We start from the raw sequence: 14,778 nt of genomic DNA on the forward strand, positions 1-14,778 counted from the left end.
GCTCTAGCTCCTTATAAGACCATTCCATAATCTGGCCCACCATATTTCTGTATATAAATACAGTGTAGACACAGTTAACTCATACATAGCCAATCCAATTAAAGAAGTGATCGGTTACTGATAACAATGCCGTGTTTAACGTCCGGTAACTTCCTGCAGGAAGATCCTGACTTTCGTCAGGATGACGGCCTGAACACATGATTCATCCGATTGGTATAATACTATTCTGCTACGCAGAATTTCGCAGCTAAAGCAGCGACTACAAAATACCGTGTCTATCTTTGGGTCAGGCGTGACACTGTAAAAACAAAAAGGCCCGCATTTGCGGGCCTTTTGACACAACCGGTCGGCTTACTTGCTGCCGCGGGGAGTAAGACGCTCTTTGATACGAGCAGACTTACCAGCACGGTCACGCAGATAGTAAAGCTTGGCACGACGCACGGCGCCACGACGCTTCACTTCCACGCTGCCGATCAGCGGGCTGTGAGTCTGGAAGGCACGCTCAACGCCTTCACCGTTGGAGATTTTACGCACGGTGAATGCAGAGTGCAGGCCGCGGTTACGCTTGGCGATAACAACGCCTTCGTAAGCCTGCAGACGCTCTTTGCCGCCTTCGGCAACGCGTACCATTACACGCACTGTGTCACCCGGACCGAAGTCGGGGATATCGGTGCGCAATTGTTCGTCTTCAAGCTGCTTAATGATGTTGCTCATGATATTTCCTTACCTAGGGTAAACTGAAAACTCTACTGTTCTGGCTCGCGATAATCGCGAACAAATTGGGCAAGAAGCTGCTCTTGCTCGTCAGTCAGAGCTAGGTTGTTCAAGAGTTCCGGCCTTCTTAACCAGGTCCGGCCCAATGACTGCTGCATTCTCCAGCTGGCCACCTCGGCGTGGTTGCCACTCAACAACACTTTGGGAACGGCCATTCCCGCCAGTTGCTCGGGGCGCGTGTAGTGAGGATGATCCAGAAGCCCTTCGCTGAAGGAGTCCTGCTCCGCACTCGCCATGTCACCGAGGACACCGGGCACCAAACGGGCCACCGCATCCACCAGTACCATGGCCGGCAATTCGCCGCCACTGAGCACGTAATCCCCGACCGACCACTCTTCGTCGACATCGGCCTGAATAACGCGCTCATCCACTCCTTCATACCGTCCGGCCACCAGAATCAACTTCTCGTGTTTTGCCAGTTCGGTCACGCCTTGTTGATCCAGCTTGCGACCCTGAGGAGACAGGTAAATTACCCGTACTCCCTCACCTGCCGCCTGTCGCGCCGCCGCTATGGCATCGCGCAGTGGCTGAACCATCATCAGCATCCCGGGTCCGCCCCCGTAGGGTCTGTCGTCGACAGTACGGTGTTTGTCCCGGGTAAAATCCCGCGGATTCCAGCATTCAAATGTCAGCAGGCCATCTTTTACGGCCCGCCCGGTTACACCAAAGTCGGATACTGCCCGGAACATCTCCGGGAAGAGGCTGACTACCCCTATCCACATGATTCTCTCCGCGCGATTCGACTCGGGTTAAAAATCCGGATCCCAATCAATTTCGATGATGCTGTCCTGAATATTCACGGACTTTATTACCTGATCTTCCAGAAACGGAACCAACCGTTCTCGTTGACCAAATGCATCGTTGGTATTGGCTTTCACTACCAGCACGTCGTTGGAGCCGGTTTCCATCAGCTGAGTCACCAGGCCAAAATCATAGCCTTTGGTGTTCTTCACCCGACAACCGATCAGATCACGCCAGTAGAATTCGTCATCCGGCAGGGCAGCAAACGATTCTGCACTTACCGCGATGTCGGCACCGGTCAGCATTTGTGCCTGTTCGCGCTGATCGATATCAATCAGTTTGCAAATCAGACCTTTGCCATGACGTTTCCATCCAGTGACCTGAATTTCACGCCAGCTGCTGCCCTCTTTTATCAGCCAGGGCCGATAATCGAAAATACCTTCTGGTTGGTCGGTAAAGGAGTTGACCTTCAACCAACCTTTAATGCCGTAAACGGCGCCCAGTTGGCCTACTACTACAGGTTCGCTCACTTTAATTCCCTACCTGTAAAGACTTAGGCCGCTGCTTTGGCTGCGTCTTTGATCAATTTGGCTACGCGCTCGGATACGGTTGCACCCTGGCCAACCCAGTGATTAACACGCTCCAGGTCCAGACGCAGTTTTTCTGCCTGACCGGCGGCGATCGGGTTGAAGAAACCCACTTTCTCGATGAAACGGCCATCGCGAGCATAGCGGCTATCTGCAACTACTACCTGGTAAAACGGACGCTTCTTAGCGCCACCACGTTGTAAACGAATGGTTACCATATCGTCCTCTATATACTGAAACAAACAAGGCCCGCAGACAATGCGAACCCTGGCTTAAAATAAGCTGCGCAATTGTACTCTGATGCGGTGAGAATGCAACCAAATTGGCAGTCACCGGCGGCGGGCATCTGCGTCGCCATACTGCAGTGGCCACCGCCACCAGGCAAGTCAGGTCCCGATGATCCGCCCGCCGTGACGGCCGGACGCCTGGTCTTTAATTCAGAAGGGGCCGCGCCGACCGCCACCGCCCATGCCACCCGGGCCCATCATGCCCTGCATCTGGCTCATCATCTTGCGCATGCCGCCCTTGCCGGACATTTTCTTCATCATTTTCTGCATCTGGGTGAACTGCTTGAGCAGCTTGTTCACTTCCTGCACCTCGGTGCCCGATCCCAGGGCGATACGACGCTTGCGCGAGCCCTTGATCAGGTCCGGGTGACGGCGCTCTTTCGGGGTCATGGAGCCGATAATGGCTTCCATGCGCACCGTCAGCTTGTCGTTGACCTGATCCTTGACGTTATCCGGCAGCTGATTCATGCCCGGCAGCTTGTCCATCAGGCTCATCATGCCGCCCATGTTGCGCATCTGCGCCAGCTGATCGCGGAAGTCTTCCAGATCGAAACCCTTGCCCTTCTTCAGCTTCTGCGCCATTTCGGCGGCTTTGTCCTTGTCGACCGAGCGTTCCATCTGATCGATCAGCGACAGCATGTCACCCATGCCCAAAATGCGCGAGGCAATACGGTCCGGATGGAAGGGCTCCAGGGCATCGACTTTTTCACCCATACCGATAAACTTGATCGGCTTGCCGGTAATGTGACGCACCGACAGGGCGGCACCACCGCGGGCATCACCGTCGGCCTTGGTCAGTATCACCCCGGTCAGGGGCAGTGCTTCGCTGAACGCCTTGGCGGTATTGGCCGCATCCTGACCCGTCATGGCATCGACCACGAACAGGGTTTCGGCGGGGTTGATGGCCTCATGCAGTTGCTGAATTTCGGCCATCATGTCTTCATCGACGTGCAGGCGACCGGCGGTATCCACCAGCACCACATCGAAGAATTGCTTGCGACCGTAGTCCACCGCATTGCGGCCTATGTCCACCGGCTTCTGTTCGATATTACTGGGGAAGCACTCGACGTCCAGATCCGCCGCCAGGGTCTCGAGCTGCTTGATCGCCGCCGGACGATAGACGTCGGCACTGACCACCAGCACCTTTTTCTTGTGCCGCTCTTTGAGGTACTTGGCCAGCTTGCCGACCGAGGTGGTTTTACCCGCCCCCTGCAGACCCGCCATCAGGATCACCGCCGGCGGCGTCACCGCCAGGTTGAGCTCTTCGTTGGCCTCGCCCATCACCGACACCAGTTCGGCGTTGACTATCTTGATGAAGGCCTGGCCCGGACTCAGGGATTTGGAGACTTCCTGGCCAACCGCACGCTCCTTGACCCGGTTGACGAATTCCCGCACCACCGGCAGGGCCACGTCGGCCTCCAGCAGTGCCATCCGTACTTCACGCAATGTTTCCTTGATGTTTTCTTCGGTCAGCCGACCGCGGCCACTGATGTTTTTCAGCGTACGCGACAGTCTTTCGGTGAGATTTTCAAACATGATGTGGTCCGCAGTTGGCGAAAATTACCACCAGTATACCCAAGTTATCGGCCGAACTTAAGCGAGGCCGGGTAGCGATGTGCTTTGTCTTAAGGGTATACTGGCCGCTCTTATCTATTCACCGGTTAATGGCTTAAATTCATTATGGAATTGCTTGCTGTTTTGGCGATGGCATTTTATCTGTTGGCGGCCTTCGCCTGTGTGCATAAACTGCTCAACCCCCAGAACAAAGGGCACAGCTACGGCCTGCTGGCGGCCCTGTGTGCCTTGCTGCTTCATGGCCTCTGGCTGTTCAACACGGTAGTACAGGTGCCGGGGCAAAATCTGAGCATGCTCAATGTCGCCTCCATCGTCAGCCTGATTATTTCGGCCTTGATGACGGTGCTGGTGACACGCTTCAAGGTGTGGCTGCTGATGCCGCTGGTATACGGCTTTGCCGGCCTGCTACTGGTGGCTGACGTGCTGTTGCCCGGTTATTACAGTATGCATCTGGAAAGCCGCCCCGAGGTGCTGCTGCATATCGGCCTGGGACTCGTGTCTTATTCGCTGCTGGTGATCGCCAGTCTGCTGGCCATTCTGCTCGGTTTTCTCAATCACAGACTGAAAACACACAAGCTCACCAACTTGCCGGCCATGCCGCCGCTGATGACCATAGAAGGCTATCTGTTCCGGCTGATTTTTGTCGGTGTGGTGGTGCTGACCCTGTCTATTTCAACCGGCCTCTTCTTTCTGCAGGAAATGTTCGGCCCCGGCAAGGCGCATAAAGCCATCCTCACCATTCTGGCCTGGTGTGTCTATGTGGGCCTGCTCTGGGGCCATCATCGCCTGGGCTGGCGCGGCCGCAAGGTTATCTGGACCAGCGTGGCGGGCAGCATACTGCTGACCCTCGCCTATTTCGGCAGCCGTTTCGTGCGCGAGGTGCTGCTGGGGTAAACGACTTGACAGCACCCGGTCAAACCCTTAGTAATTTATCAGTTTCATGACACAGGACGGTCTGCTTGGACGACATATCCACGGGTACCCTAACGGGCATCCTGATAGCTTTACTCTTTATTTCCGCTTTTTTTTCGAGTTCCGAAACCGGCATGATGTCGCTGAACCGCTATCGGTTGCGTCATCTGGCCCAGGGGGGCCATTCATCGGCCACCCGGGTTGAAAAGCTGCTGTCTCGGCCCGATCGGCTGATTGGCCTGATCCTGATCGGCAACAACCTGGTCAATATCCTCGCCTCGGCCATCGCCACCCTGATCGCCATCCGCCTGTACGGCGACTATGGCGTGGCCATCGCCACCGTGGCCCTGACCGTGGTGGTGCTGATTTTTGCCGAGGTCACCCCCAAGACACTGGCGGCGCTCTATCCCGAGCGGGTCGCCTTTCCCGCGTCCTTTATTCTCAGGCCCCTGATGGTGCTGCTGTACCCGGCAGTGTGGATGATCAATGCCATTTCCAACGGCTTGCTGGCCCTGTTTCGCATCAACCCCCATGGCGGAGAAGACACCGCCATCAGCTCGGAAGAACTGCGCACCATCGTCAACGAGGCCGGCGCCCTGATCCCCCGCCGACATCAGGATATGCTGGTGTCCATCCTGGATCTGGAAAAGGTGACGGTCGACGACATCATGGTGCCGCGTAACGAGATCTATGGTATCGACGTCACCCAGGACTGGAAAACCATCAGCCGCCGTCTGATGCAGAGTCCGCATACCAAGGTGTTGCTGTACCGGGACAATATCGACGATGCGCTGGGCTTTATCCACGCCCGCGATGCCCTGCGGCTGCTGGCCAAGGATGAGTTCAGCAAATCCAGTCTGATGCGCGCGGTACGCGAGCTGTACTATATTCCCGAAGCCACGCCACTGAACGTGCAGCTGGTCAAGTTTCAGCGCAACAAGGAGCGCATCGGGTTGATCGTCGACGAGTACGGCGATATTCAGGGGCTGGTGACGCTGGATGATATTCTGGAAGAAATCGTCGGTGACTTCACCACTACCATCAGCCCCACCCTGAGCGACGAGATCAAGCCTCAGGATGACGGCTCCTACCTGATTGAAGGCTCGGCCAGCATTCGGGACATCAACAAGGAGCTGGGCTGGGAGCTGCCCAATGACGGCCCTCGTTCACTCAATGGTCTTATCCTCGAGTATCTGGAAGAGATCCCCGAGGCCAATATCGGCCTGCGCCTGGCCGGTTATCCGATTGAAATTCTGGAAGTGGAAAACAACATGGTGAAGCTGGTGCGGGTGCTGCCGCACTATTACCAGGGATAGGCGGTCAGGTACCAGGGGTAGGCGGTCAGGATGACGGCTTGTCGGCCTGCATTTCCAGCTGGTTGAAAATAACCATCAACTCTTCCCGATTACCGCTCAGATCCGCCAGGGTATAGCCATCCATGACCTGCAGAAAGGCGTCCATCGCCAGCTTGAGCGCATCCCGCAACCGGCAGGCCGGCACCAGATGGCAGGCCGGGCTGCCGCAGTCGATGCCGTTCAGGTTGTTTTCCAGTGCGCGAACAACCTGCCCTATGTTGATATCACTCGGCGTCCTGGCCAGGCGAATACCCCCGTTTTTGCCACGTACCGCATGAATATAACCTTCCCGCGCCAGCTGATTCACCACCTTGACCAGATGGTTACGCGATATATCGTACAGGCCGGATACCCGGGCCACGCTGGTCAGTTCCCCCTCGGGCAGGGTGGCCAGATACATCAGGGTTCTCAGGCCGAAATCGGTGTAGGTAGTCAGCTTCATGCTGCGGGTATCCTGAACGCGGAAGAATCTACATACATGATACACATTAGCGGCGATCGGTGACATTAAATGTCGGTGCTCCCCGTCGGCATCTGCCGCCGGGGGGAGTCGGGGCCCGGACTCAGAACCCGGATTCAAAACCCGGATTCAAAACAACAGGCGATGATTCAGCTCCCTGACCTTGTGCGCCGGCATTCTGGCCGCCAGCGCCGCACTCAGTCGCTCGGCTTCCCGATGCTGTCGCGGGTCGGCAAGCACCATCTGCTTCAGCCACAGGTAGGCCTGGGGATAGTCGAGCGGGCTACCGACACCGTCCAGTAACCAGCGGGCCCAAATGAATTGCGCCTTCTCCAGCCCCAGGCTGGCGGCTTCCTGCATCAGCGGCGCCGCCCGCTCCCGGTTCTGCTGCACCAGGGTGCCCTTGTAGTAGTAACGGCCCAATTGCTCCAGTGCCGCCGGCAGCCCCTGCTCTGCCGCCTTCCACATCATGCCCAGCCCTCGCCGCGACTGCTGGGGCACGCAGACCCCCCAGGCCAGCATGTCGCCCCACAGAAACTGGTAGGCAGGCAGGCGCAGTACCTCGGCCCGGGCCTCGATATCCTGCACCAGTTGGCAGTTATCCCGATCGCGCACCTGTTGCAGATGACGATTGGCATTGATCCACTCGATCAGCTCGTGCTCTTCATACAGGGGCACCGCCCGCAGCTCCTTCATGTCCGACTCCGTCGGTGCTGGCGGCGGCTCCGGGGTCGCGGTTTCTTCTTCTGCCAATACCTGCAGACTACAGCACAACAGTAACAAGCCGAATAGATGCTTCATCGGTGATCCTCCTGAACAGGATATCGGTACGGGCGAGCCAAGGTTAAGCCCGGATCACTCACCGGCCTTGATCTGCCGCCAGTAAGCATCCAGCTCCTCCAGGCTGCAATCCCGGCTGTCTTTACCATCGGTCTGCAACGCCTGCTCCACCCCTCGAAAACGCCGCTCGAACTTGTCGTTGGCCCGGCGCAGCACCCGCTCCGGATCCTGCTTGAGATGGCGCACCAGGTTGACGCAGGCGAACAGCAGATCGCCCAGTTCGTCGGCCACCCGGTCCGGGTCCTGCTCGGGCCGATTCAGCTCGGCCATCACCTCGTCCAGCTCTTCGTGGATCTTGCCCACCACCGGCGGCAGCTCGCGCCAGTCGAAGCCGACCGCCGAGCAGCGCTTCTGGATCTTGTTGGCCCGGCTCAATGCCGGCAGATTGCGGGGAATATCGTCCAGTGCGCTGGTGGCACTGGCATCCTTGCTGCGCCGCTCGACTGCCTTGGTCTTTTCCCAGTTGGCCTTGACCTGCTCTTCGCTGTCCAGTTCGGCGTTACCGAACACATGAGGATGACGACGCACCAGCTTGTGGCTGATGGCCTGCACCACGTCACCGAAATTGAACCGCGACTGTTCTTCCCCCAGCCGGGAGTAGAACACCACCTGAAACAGCAGATCCCCCAGTTCGACCGGCAGTTCGTTCAGGTCGCCCCGCTCTATGGTATCGGCCACCTCATAGGCTTCTTCCAGGGTGTGCGGCACTATGCTGGCGAAGTCCTGCTTCAGATCCCAGGGACAGCCGTTTTCCGGATCCCGCAGGGCCGCCATGATGGCCAGCAAGTCGCCGAGTGAGTAGTTATAGTGCTCCATCCGTGCTCCCGTTACAGCCGTTTGGCTTCCAGTATGTCCGGCAACTGACCTATCTTGGCCAGGGTCCGGCTCAGGGTGTCGATATTGTAAATTTCCAGCTCCATGTCGATGGTCGCCGTCTGCTGCTTGCTATTGGAACGGCTGTTGACGCCCATCACATTGATTTTTTCATTGGCCAGAATGGTGGTGATATCCCGCAGCAGGCCGGATCTGTCGTTTGCCACCACCCGCAGGGTAAGATGATAACCGCCGGAGCTGCTCTCGCCCCACACCGCCTCCACCATCCGCTCCGGATGCTGGTGCGTCAGCTCCTTCAACTGCTCGCAGTCGGCTCTGTGTATGGAAATGCCCCGGCCCTGGGTAATGAAGCCGACAATCTCGTCGCCGGGGATCGGCTGACAACAGCGGGCTATGCTGGTCATCAGGTTGCCCACCCCCTGCACCACTATGTGTCCCTGGCCCTTCGCGTCCGGCGCCTTTCTCGCCGCCTTCAGCTCCAGCTGGCGCAACACGGCTTCGTCCTGCTCTTCATCCGTCGGCTTCTTGTGCAGCCCCTGCAGATAGTTGAGCAACGAGTTGATGCGCAGGTCGCCACCACCGATACCGGCCAGCAAGTCGTCGAGATGGGTGACATTGAACCGCTCCAGTGCCGCCTTGTTGATCTGGGAGAAGGTCAGTCCCAGTCGCTCCAGCTCCTTGTCCAGTATGTCGCGACCGGCGAGGATGTTCTTGTCCCTGTCCTGTTTCTTGAACCAGGTGGCCACCTTGGAGCGGGCCCGGCTGGTACGCAGAAACCCCTGATTGGGATTCATCCAGTCCCGGCTTGGGTTGGGTTGCTTCTGGGTGATGATCTCCACCCGATCGCCGGTTTGCAGCTGATAGGTGAAGGGCACTATGCGGCCGTCGATCTTGGCGCCGATGCAGCGATGCCCGATCTGGCTGTGAATGTAATAGGCGAAATCGAGCGGCGTGGCGCCCAGCGGCATATCGACCACGTCGCCCTTGGGGGTAAATACATAGACCCTGTCTTCAAATACCTGGCTGCGCAACTCGTCCACCAGAGAGCCGCTTTCGGCCATGTCTTCCTGCCAGGCCAGCAGCTTTCTGAGCCAGGCAATCTTGTCTTCGAAGCCGCTCGGTTTGGTGGCGCCGGCGCCTTCCTTGTATTTCCAGTGGGCGGCCACGCCCAGCTCGGCATCCTGATGCATCTGATCGGTGCGGATCTGTATTTCGACCGTCTTGCCCTCGGGGCCGATCACCACAGTATGAATGGACTGATAGCCGTTGGGCTTGGGGTTGGCGACGTAATCGTCAAACTCGCGGGGAATATGCCGCCATTGGGTATGCACCACGCCCAGGGCGCCGTAACAGTCCTGCAGGTGCCGGGTCACCACTCGCACCGCCCGCACGTCGAACAGCTCGTCGAAGTCCAGGTTCTTCTTCTGCATCTTGCGCCAGATGCTGTAGATATGCTTGGGCCGGCCATAGACGTCGGCCTCGATACCGGACTCCTTCAGTGCCGTCCGGAGCCCGGCCACGAAGTCGTCGATATAGGCTTCCCGTGCCAGCCGTTTTTCGTGCAGCAGCCGGGCGATGCGCTTGTAGGTATCCGGATGCAGATAGCGGAACGACAGATCCTCCAGCTCCCACTTGAGCTGGCCTATGCCCAGCCGATTGGCAAGCGGCGCATAGATGTTGGCGATTTCCTTGGCCACCAGCACTCGGGTTTCTTCGTCTGCGCTCTTGACCTCGCGCAGACAGGTGATGCGCTCGGCCAGCTTGACCACCACGGCGCGCACATCTTCGACCATGGCCATCAGCATGCGACGGACCCGGTCGACCTGTACTTCCGAGCTCTTGTCGCTGTGCACATGCTGCAGCGAGCGAATGGCTTCCATGTCGGACACCCCCCGCAGCAGGCGGGCTATGGTGTCACCAAAATCGTCCCGTACCCGCTCCGGGTCCAGATGGCCGCTTTCGAGGAAGGGATACAGCAAGGCCGTCTTCAGGGTGTCCAGATCCATGCTCAGGGTCAGCAGGATCCCGACCATCTCCACCCCTTCGGCCTGCAGGCGAAGCTGCGCCTCGGGCGGGACACTCAGCCCCTGACAATACTCATACACCGCTTTAAGTTGTTCCCGCTCATGGGCATCCAGCGGCAGGCCCGACGCCCACTCGGTCAGGCTGAAGCTGGTTTGAAGGTGAGTATCGCGCACTGCAACCATAAGTATCCCTTAACTGAGTTCGAACAAGGCCATCGCTTCGCAATGCACCGTATGGGGGAACATATCAATCAGGCAGAGGCGACTGAGTCGGTAGCCCGCCGCCAACAGTGCCTGGCTGTCCCTGGCCAGGGTCACCGGATTACAGGACACATAAAGCAGCCGTTCGGGCGACAACTGCTGCAGATAGGGCATCACCTGCTCGGCGCCGGCCCGGCCCGGATCCAGCAGTACCCGCTCAAAGCCTTGTTTAGCCCAGGGCTCCCGGGTGAAGTCGGTAGCCAGATCGGCACGATAAAACTGCGCCAGCGGCAAGGCGTTGTCTTCCGCATTGCCCCGGGCCTGCTCCACCATTTCCATCACCCCCTCCACCCCGACCACCGGGTGCCCGGCCGCCGCCAGCGGTAACGAGAAGTTGCCGACGCCACAGAACAAGTCCAGTATCGGCTGACCGGGTTCGGCTGCCAGCCACTGCTGCGCCAGCCGCACCATCTGCTCGTTAAGCCCGCCGTTAATCTGGATGAAATCACCGGGGGTAAAAGCCAGCTTGATATTATCTATCTGATAATAAAGTGGAAAGGGAACATGTAAAGGTCGGCGTGCGCTATCGTCCTGCAAGAACAGGGCAAGATGTCGTGTCTGGGCAAACGCCAGCAGCTGGTCCAGATCCCGGGCCGACAGCGACCCTGTGTGGCGCAGTAACAAGGCCACCCCTTCGGCCGCATCATAGAGCTCGATATGCCCGAGCTGTTTCACCGCTTTCAGTCGATTCAGCAACTGCCGCAAGGGAGCTATCAAGCCGGACAGAGCGGGGCGCAAGACCCCGCAATGCGCTATTTCCACCAGTTCGTGAGACTGGCCCCGGCGAAAGCCGATCGCCACGCCCTTGCCCTGGCGCCGAATCGCCAGTCGCGCCACCCGCCGATAGCCCTGATGCGCCACCTCATTCAGCCATTGGGGCTCGGGCAGCTCATCGATGCCATGACGGGCAAACAGCTGGGCCAGGGAGCGGGACTTGAGCGCGCGCTGGCCGGACACCGGCATGTGCTGCAGCGAGCAACCGCCACAATCGACGCTGTAGGGACAGAAAGGCTTCTGTCGCTCGGCCGAGGGCGTCAGCACCTTGAGCAGGCTGGCGCTCTGGTACTTGCTGTTCTGCACCTGCAATCGTACCCGAACCCGCTCTCCCTTGAGCGCGCCGGGCACAAACAACGGCTTGTCCCTATACCTGGCCAGACCCACACCATGAGCGTTCAGCTCGACAATGGTCACCTCCAGCGGCGGCTGTGCCTGGGCTTTGGGCTTGTTTTCCTTGAAGAACTGAACCATAAAACGTGGAGCCCTCGAACCGGCTATGTCATCATAAGCGTCTGTTGATTTGATGCGCGCATTGTCCCACATTAGCCCACTATGACCAAATACGGCCTGCGAGCCCGGATACTGGCTTACACCATAATACCCACCCTGCTCATCGGTATCCTGCTGGCCGGTTATTTCTCCGTGAGCCGCTATCAGCAACTGGAAGAAGTGCTTATCCGTCAGGGGGTCAACGTGATAGAGCCGCTGGCCCTGGCCAGCGAGCTGGCCCTGACCAGCCGCAACCGGGAGGCGCTCAATCGCCTGCTCAGCACCATTCATCGCAATAACAGCCCGCTGGTCAAATCCATCGCCCTGTTCGATGCCCAGGGTCGACTGCTGGTCACCTCGAACTACCACCGCGATTTCAGCGCCATGCGTCTGTCCGAGCAGGTCCCCCTGCCCCTGGTGACCCTGGTGGAAAACAACGAAGACGGCATTATTCTGCGCACTCCCGTGCTGACCGACCATATTCGAGCGGATACCGCCTGGGAGGATGCATCCGCCATTCCCATCGGCTATATCGCCATGCAGCTGACCAAGGATTCGGTCACCCTGTTGCACTATAAAGACAGTTTCTTTGCCGGGCTCATGGTGCTGCTCGGCGTCAGTCTCAGCGGCCTGATCGGCGTTCGGCTGATCAGGAGCGTTTCCCAACCGATCACCGATATGGTCAGCGCCGTGTACAAGATTCGTGAAGGCCGGCTCGACACCCGGGTCAACGGTGAATTCACCGGCGAGATGGAGATGCTCAAAAACGGCATCAATGCCATGGCCAAGTCGCTGTCCGAATACCACGACGAAATGCAGCAGAACATCGATCAGGCCACCTCGGATCTGCGCGAAACCCTGGAGCAGATCGAAATCCAGAATATCGAGCTGGACATGGCCAAGAAACGGGCGCAGGAAGCGGCTCGAGTCAAAACCGAGTTTCTGGCCAACATGTCTCACGAGTTGCGTACCCCGCTCAACGGGGTCATCGGCTTTGCCCGTCAGCTGCAGAAAACCCGCCTGACCCCCAACCAGCTCGACTACCTCAAGACCATAGAGCGTTCGGCGCAAAATCTGCTCGGCATCATCAACGACATTCTCGACTTCTCCAAGCTGGAAGCCGGAAAATTGAAGATGGAACAACTGCCGTTCTCGCTGCGCGATACCCTGCAGGAAGTCATGACGCTGCTGGCCCCCAGCGCTCACGACAAGGGGCTGGAACTGTCGATGCGGGTGGATGCCGCCGTGCATGACGCCGTTATCGGCGATCCATTGCGGCTGCAGCAGGTACTGACCAACCTGGTGGGCAACGCGGTCAAGTTTACCGAACAGGGTAACGTGGACGTGCGGGTCGACGCCCGTCCCGCCGGTCAGCCGGACAAGACCGCCCTGCGCATTCATGTACAGGATACCGGCATCGGCATTTCCGACAGCCAGCGCCGTCAACTGTTTCAGGCCTTCAATCAGGCCGACTCCAGCATTTCCCGCCGCTATGGTGGTACCGGGCTGGGCCTGGTCATCACCCAGAAGCTGGTGCACCAGATGTCCGGCGAGATGGAACTCTATTCCGAGCTGGGATCGGGCTCGGTGTTCAGTTTTACCCTGGAGCTGAACCGGGCCTCGCTGCCGTTGGCCGAGCCCCTGCCACTGGCCGAGTTGTGCAACAAGACGGTACTTTATCTGGAAGAGGATAATTTCAGCCGCCGCGCCACCACGGCACTGCTGCGGGAATGGGGGGTGCAGGTGCTGCACGAGCCCTATTCGGGGGTCGCCATCGACTGCGCCCTGCTGGGCTTTGGCCCCAATACCCTGCCCAGCCAGATGGAACAGGGTATCCAGCAGCAGAAGGAAGAGGACAACAGGGTAGTAGTGCTGCTCAGCTCCACCGATCCCACTCTGGCCGACGCCCTGCTGTGCGCCGGCGCCGAACTCTGTCTGAGCAAACCGGTACACTACCAGAAGCTGGCTCAGGCACTGATGGGGCAGGCAGTGGCCGAGCCAGAAGCCATGTTGCAGATAACCCTGGCCCCCCCTTCTCAAAAGCAGAAGCTGCGGGTGCTGGCGGTGGACGACAACCCCGCCAACCTCAAACTGATCAGCGCCATGCTGAGCGAGCAGGTCAGCCAGGTGGAAAGCTGCTCCAACGGCCAGGAGGCACTCAACCTGGCCACGGTCAATCGCTACGACATCATCTTCATGGACATTCAGATGCCGCTGATGGACGGCATTCAGGCCACCCGCGAAATTCGCTCCCAGGATGGCCCCAACGCCAGCACCCCCATAGTAGCGGTCACCGCCCATGCCATTGCGGGCGAGCGGGATAGACTGATGCATCAGGGCATGGACGATTATCTGGCCAAGCCGATAGACGAGACCATACTGGCCCGCATTATCGAACGCTTCGCCCGCCGCCCCAGGCCGGCGGGTCAGATCGACTGGTCATTGGCGGTGAAGCAGGCCGGCGGCAAGGAGCCCCTGGCCCGGGAGATGCTGGAGCTGCTGTTGCAGAGCTTCGATGAATTTTCCCCCCTGCTGGGTGCCGCCCTGTCCGGTGAGCTGGATGAACAGCGCCTCTATCCGCCGCTGCACAAGCTGCATGGCGGCACCGCCTATTGCGGCGTGCCCCAGCTACAGTCACTGGTGGCGCAGCTGGAAAAGGCCCTGCTGGACAAGCAGGGTGTCGACGAGCTGGAGCCCGAGCTGCTGGAGCTGGAAGAACGGATGGGACAGATACGGGAAGAAGCGAAATTCTACTTGTGAGGAGTGAGGGGGTGCAGTAACCCCTCCCCAACCCTCCCCTTGCGTTGCACCCCGCTGTCATTCTGACAACGCTGAGCTTAAGGGGAGGGAGCAAACCGGCTT

The 14,778-nt window shown here is 58.8% G+C and carries 13 protein-coding genes; 3 read left to right on the forward strand and 10 right to left on the reverse strand.

From position 1 onward, the window contains the following. Positions 1-351: 351 nt before the first annotated feature. From rplS to ffh, 5 genes are all read right to left on the reverse strand, one after another. Positions 352-714 carry a 50S ribosomal protein L19 gene (rplS, locus tag HNR62_RS05680; protein WP_071472463.1) on the reverse strand — a complete coding sequence of 121 codons (363 nt, stop codon included), beginning with the start codon at positions 712-714 and terminating at the stop codon, positions 352-354. Positions 715-746: 32 nt separating this feature from the next. Then, positions 747-1,496, reverse strand: coding sequence for a tRNA (guanosine(37)-N1)-methyltransferase TrmD (gene trmD, locus HNR62_RS05685; protein WP_204795132.1), 750 nt, complete (start codon positions 1,494-1,496; stop codon positions 747-749). A gap of 27 nt (positions 1,497-1,523) precedes the next feature. Beyond that, the gene (gene rimM / locus HNR62_RS05690) at positions 1,524-2,045 is read right to left on the reverse strand and encodes a ribosome maturation factor RimM (RefSeq protein WP_204795133.1); all 522 of its coding nucleotides are present in this window, start codon (positions 2,043-2,045) and stop codon (positions 1,524-1,526) included. A gap of 23 nt (positions 2,046-2,068) precedes the next feature. Next, positions 2,069-2,320 carry a 30S ribosomal protein S16 gene (rpsP, locus tag HNR62_RS05695; RefSeq protein WP_104485683.1) on the reverse strand — a complete coding sequence of 84 codons (252 nt, stop codon included), beginning with the start codon at positions 2,318-2,320 and terminating at the stop codon, positions 2,069-2,071. Between the two features lie 219 nt (positions 2,321-2,539). Beyond that, complete coding sequence (gene ffh / locus HNR62_RS05700; RefSeq protein WP_204795134.1) at positions 2,540-3,925, reverse strand: signal recognition particle protein; 1,386 nt, start codon at positions 3,923-3,925, stop codon at positions 2,540-2,542. Positions 3,926-4,093: 168 nt separating this feature from the next. On the opposite strand from ffh, the gene HNR62_RS05705 reads away from it, so the two are divergent. Together HNR62_RS05705 and HNR62_RS05710 are read left to right on the forward strand one after the other, a co-directional pair. Further along, a complete protein-coding gene (locus tag HNR62_RS05705; RefSeq protein WP_239552622.1) occupies positions 4,094-4,858 on the forward strand; it encodes a cytochrome C assembly family protein in 765 nt (254 codons plus the stop codon). Positions 4,859-4,923: 65 nt separating this feature from the next. Next, on the forward strand, positions 4,924-6,192 hold the full coding sequence (locus HNR62_RS05710; protein WP_204795136.1) for an HlyC/CorC family transporter: 1,269 nt from the start codon (positions 4,924-4,926) through the stop codon (positions 6,190-6,192). Between the two features lie 25 nt (positions 6,193-6,217). Here the strand turns inward: HNR62_RS05710 and HNR62_RS05715 are convergent, their stop codons facing one another. The 5 genes from HNR62_RS05715 to rlmD form a co-directional block, all read right to left on the reverse strand. Further along, complete coding sequence (locus HNR62_RS05715; RefSeq protein WP_204795137.1) at positions 6,218-6,673, reverse strand: Rrf2 family transcriptional regulator; 456 nt, start codon at positions 6,671-6,673, stop codon at positions 6,218-6,220. Between the two features lie 147 nt (positions 6,674-6,820). Then, positions 6,821-7,387: a tetratricopeptide repeat protein gene (locus HNR62_RS05720; RefSeq protein WP_204795261.1), complete on the reverse strand. Its 567-nt coding sequence runs from the start codon at positions 7,385-7,387 to the stop codon at positions 6,821-6,823. A 159-nt stretch (positions 7,388-7,546) separates the two neighbouring features. Beyond that, complete coding sequence (gene mazG / locus HNR62_RS05725) at positions 7,547-8,347, reverse strand: nucleoside triphosphate pyrophosphohydrolase (protein ID WP_204795138.1); 801 nt, start codon at positions 8,345-8,347, stop codon at positions 7,547-7,549. An 11-nt stretch (positions 8,348-8,358) separates the two neighbouring features. Next, on the reverse strand, positions 8,359-10,572 hold the full coding sequence (gene relA / locus HNR62_RS05730; protein WP_204795139.1) for a GTP diphosphokinase: 2,214 nt from the start codon (positions 10,570-10,572) through the stop codon (positions 8,359-8,361). Positions 10,573-10,581: 9 nt separating this feature from the next. Beyond that, a complete protein-coding gene (rlmD, locus tag HNR62_RS05735; protein ID WP_204795140.1) occupies positions 10,582-11,898 on the reverse strand; it encodes a 23S rRNA (uracil(1939)-C(5))-methyltransferase RlmD in 1,317 nt (438 codons plus the stop codon). A gap of 81 nt (positions 11,899-11,979) precedes the next feature. On the opposite strand from rlmD, the gene barA reads away from it, so the two are divergent. Continuing rightward, positions 11,980-14,676 carry a two-component sensor histidine kinase BarA gene (gene barA / locus HNR62_RS05740; RefSeq protein ID WP_204795141.1) on the forward strand — a complete coding sequence of 899 codons (2,697 nt, stop codon included), beginning with the start codon at positions 11,980-11,982 and terminating at the stop codon, positions 14,674-14,676. Positions 14,677-14,778 lie beyond the last annotated feature (102 nt).

This window comes from Oceanisphaera litoralis, assembly GCF_016907015.1.
Classification (GTDB): domain Bacteria; phylum Pseudomonadota; class Gammaproteobacteria; order Enterobacterales; family Aeromonadaceae; genus Oceanimonas; species Oceanimonas litoralis.

Excerpts from the sequence above, each read along its gene's own strand:
- HNR62_RS05720 (WP_204795261.1), bottom strand. The coding sequence starts at position 7,387 with ATGAAGGAGCTGCGGGCGGTGCCCCTGTATGAAGAGCACGAGCTGATC.
- barA (WP_204795141.1), top strand. The coding sequence starts at position 11,980 with ATGACCAAATACGGCCTGCGAGCCCGGATACTGGCTTACACCATAATA.
- HNR62_RS05715 (WP_204795137.1), bottom strand. The coding sequence starts at position 6,673 with ATGAAGCTGACTACCTACACCGATTTCGGCCTGAGAACCCTGATGTAT.
- trmD (WP_204795132.1), bottom strand. The coding sequence starts at position 1,496 with ATGTGGATAGGGGTAGTCAGCCTCTTCCCGGAGATGTTCCGGGCAGTA.
- relA (WP_204795139.1), bottom strand. The coding sequence starts at position 10,572 with ATGGTTGCAGTGCGCGATACTCACCTTCAAACCAGCTTCAGCCTGACC.
- rplS (WP_071472463.1), bottom strand. The coding sequence starts at position 714 with ATGAGCAACATCATTAAGCAGCTTGAAGACGAACAATTGCGCACCGAT.
- rlmD (WP_204795140.1), bottom strand. The coding sequence starts at position 11,898 with ATGGTTCAGTTCTTCAAGGAAAACAAGCCCAAAGCCCAGGCACAGCCG.
- HNR62_RS05705 (WP_239552622.1), top strand. The coding sequence starts at position 4,094 with ATGGCATTTTATCTGTTGGCGGCCTTCGCCTGTGTGCATAAACTGCTC.
- mazG (WP_204795138.1), bottom strand. The coding sequence starts at position 8,347 with ATGGAGCACTATAACTACTCACTCGGCGACTTGCTGGCCATCATGGCG.
- rpsP (WP_104485683.1), bottom strand. The coding sequence starts at position 2,320 with ATGGTAACCATTCGTTTACAACGTGGTGGCGCTAAGAAGCGTCCGTTT.
- ffh (WP_204795134.1), bottom strand. The coding sequence starts at position 3,925 with ATGTTTGAAAATCTCACCGAAAGACTGTCGCGTACGCTGAAAAACATC.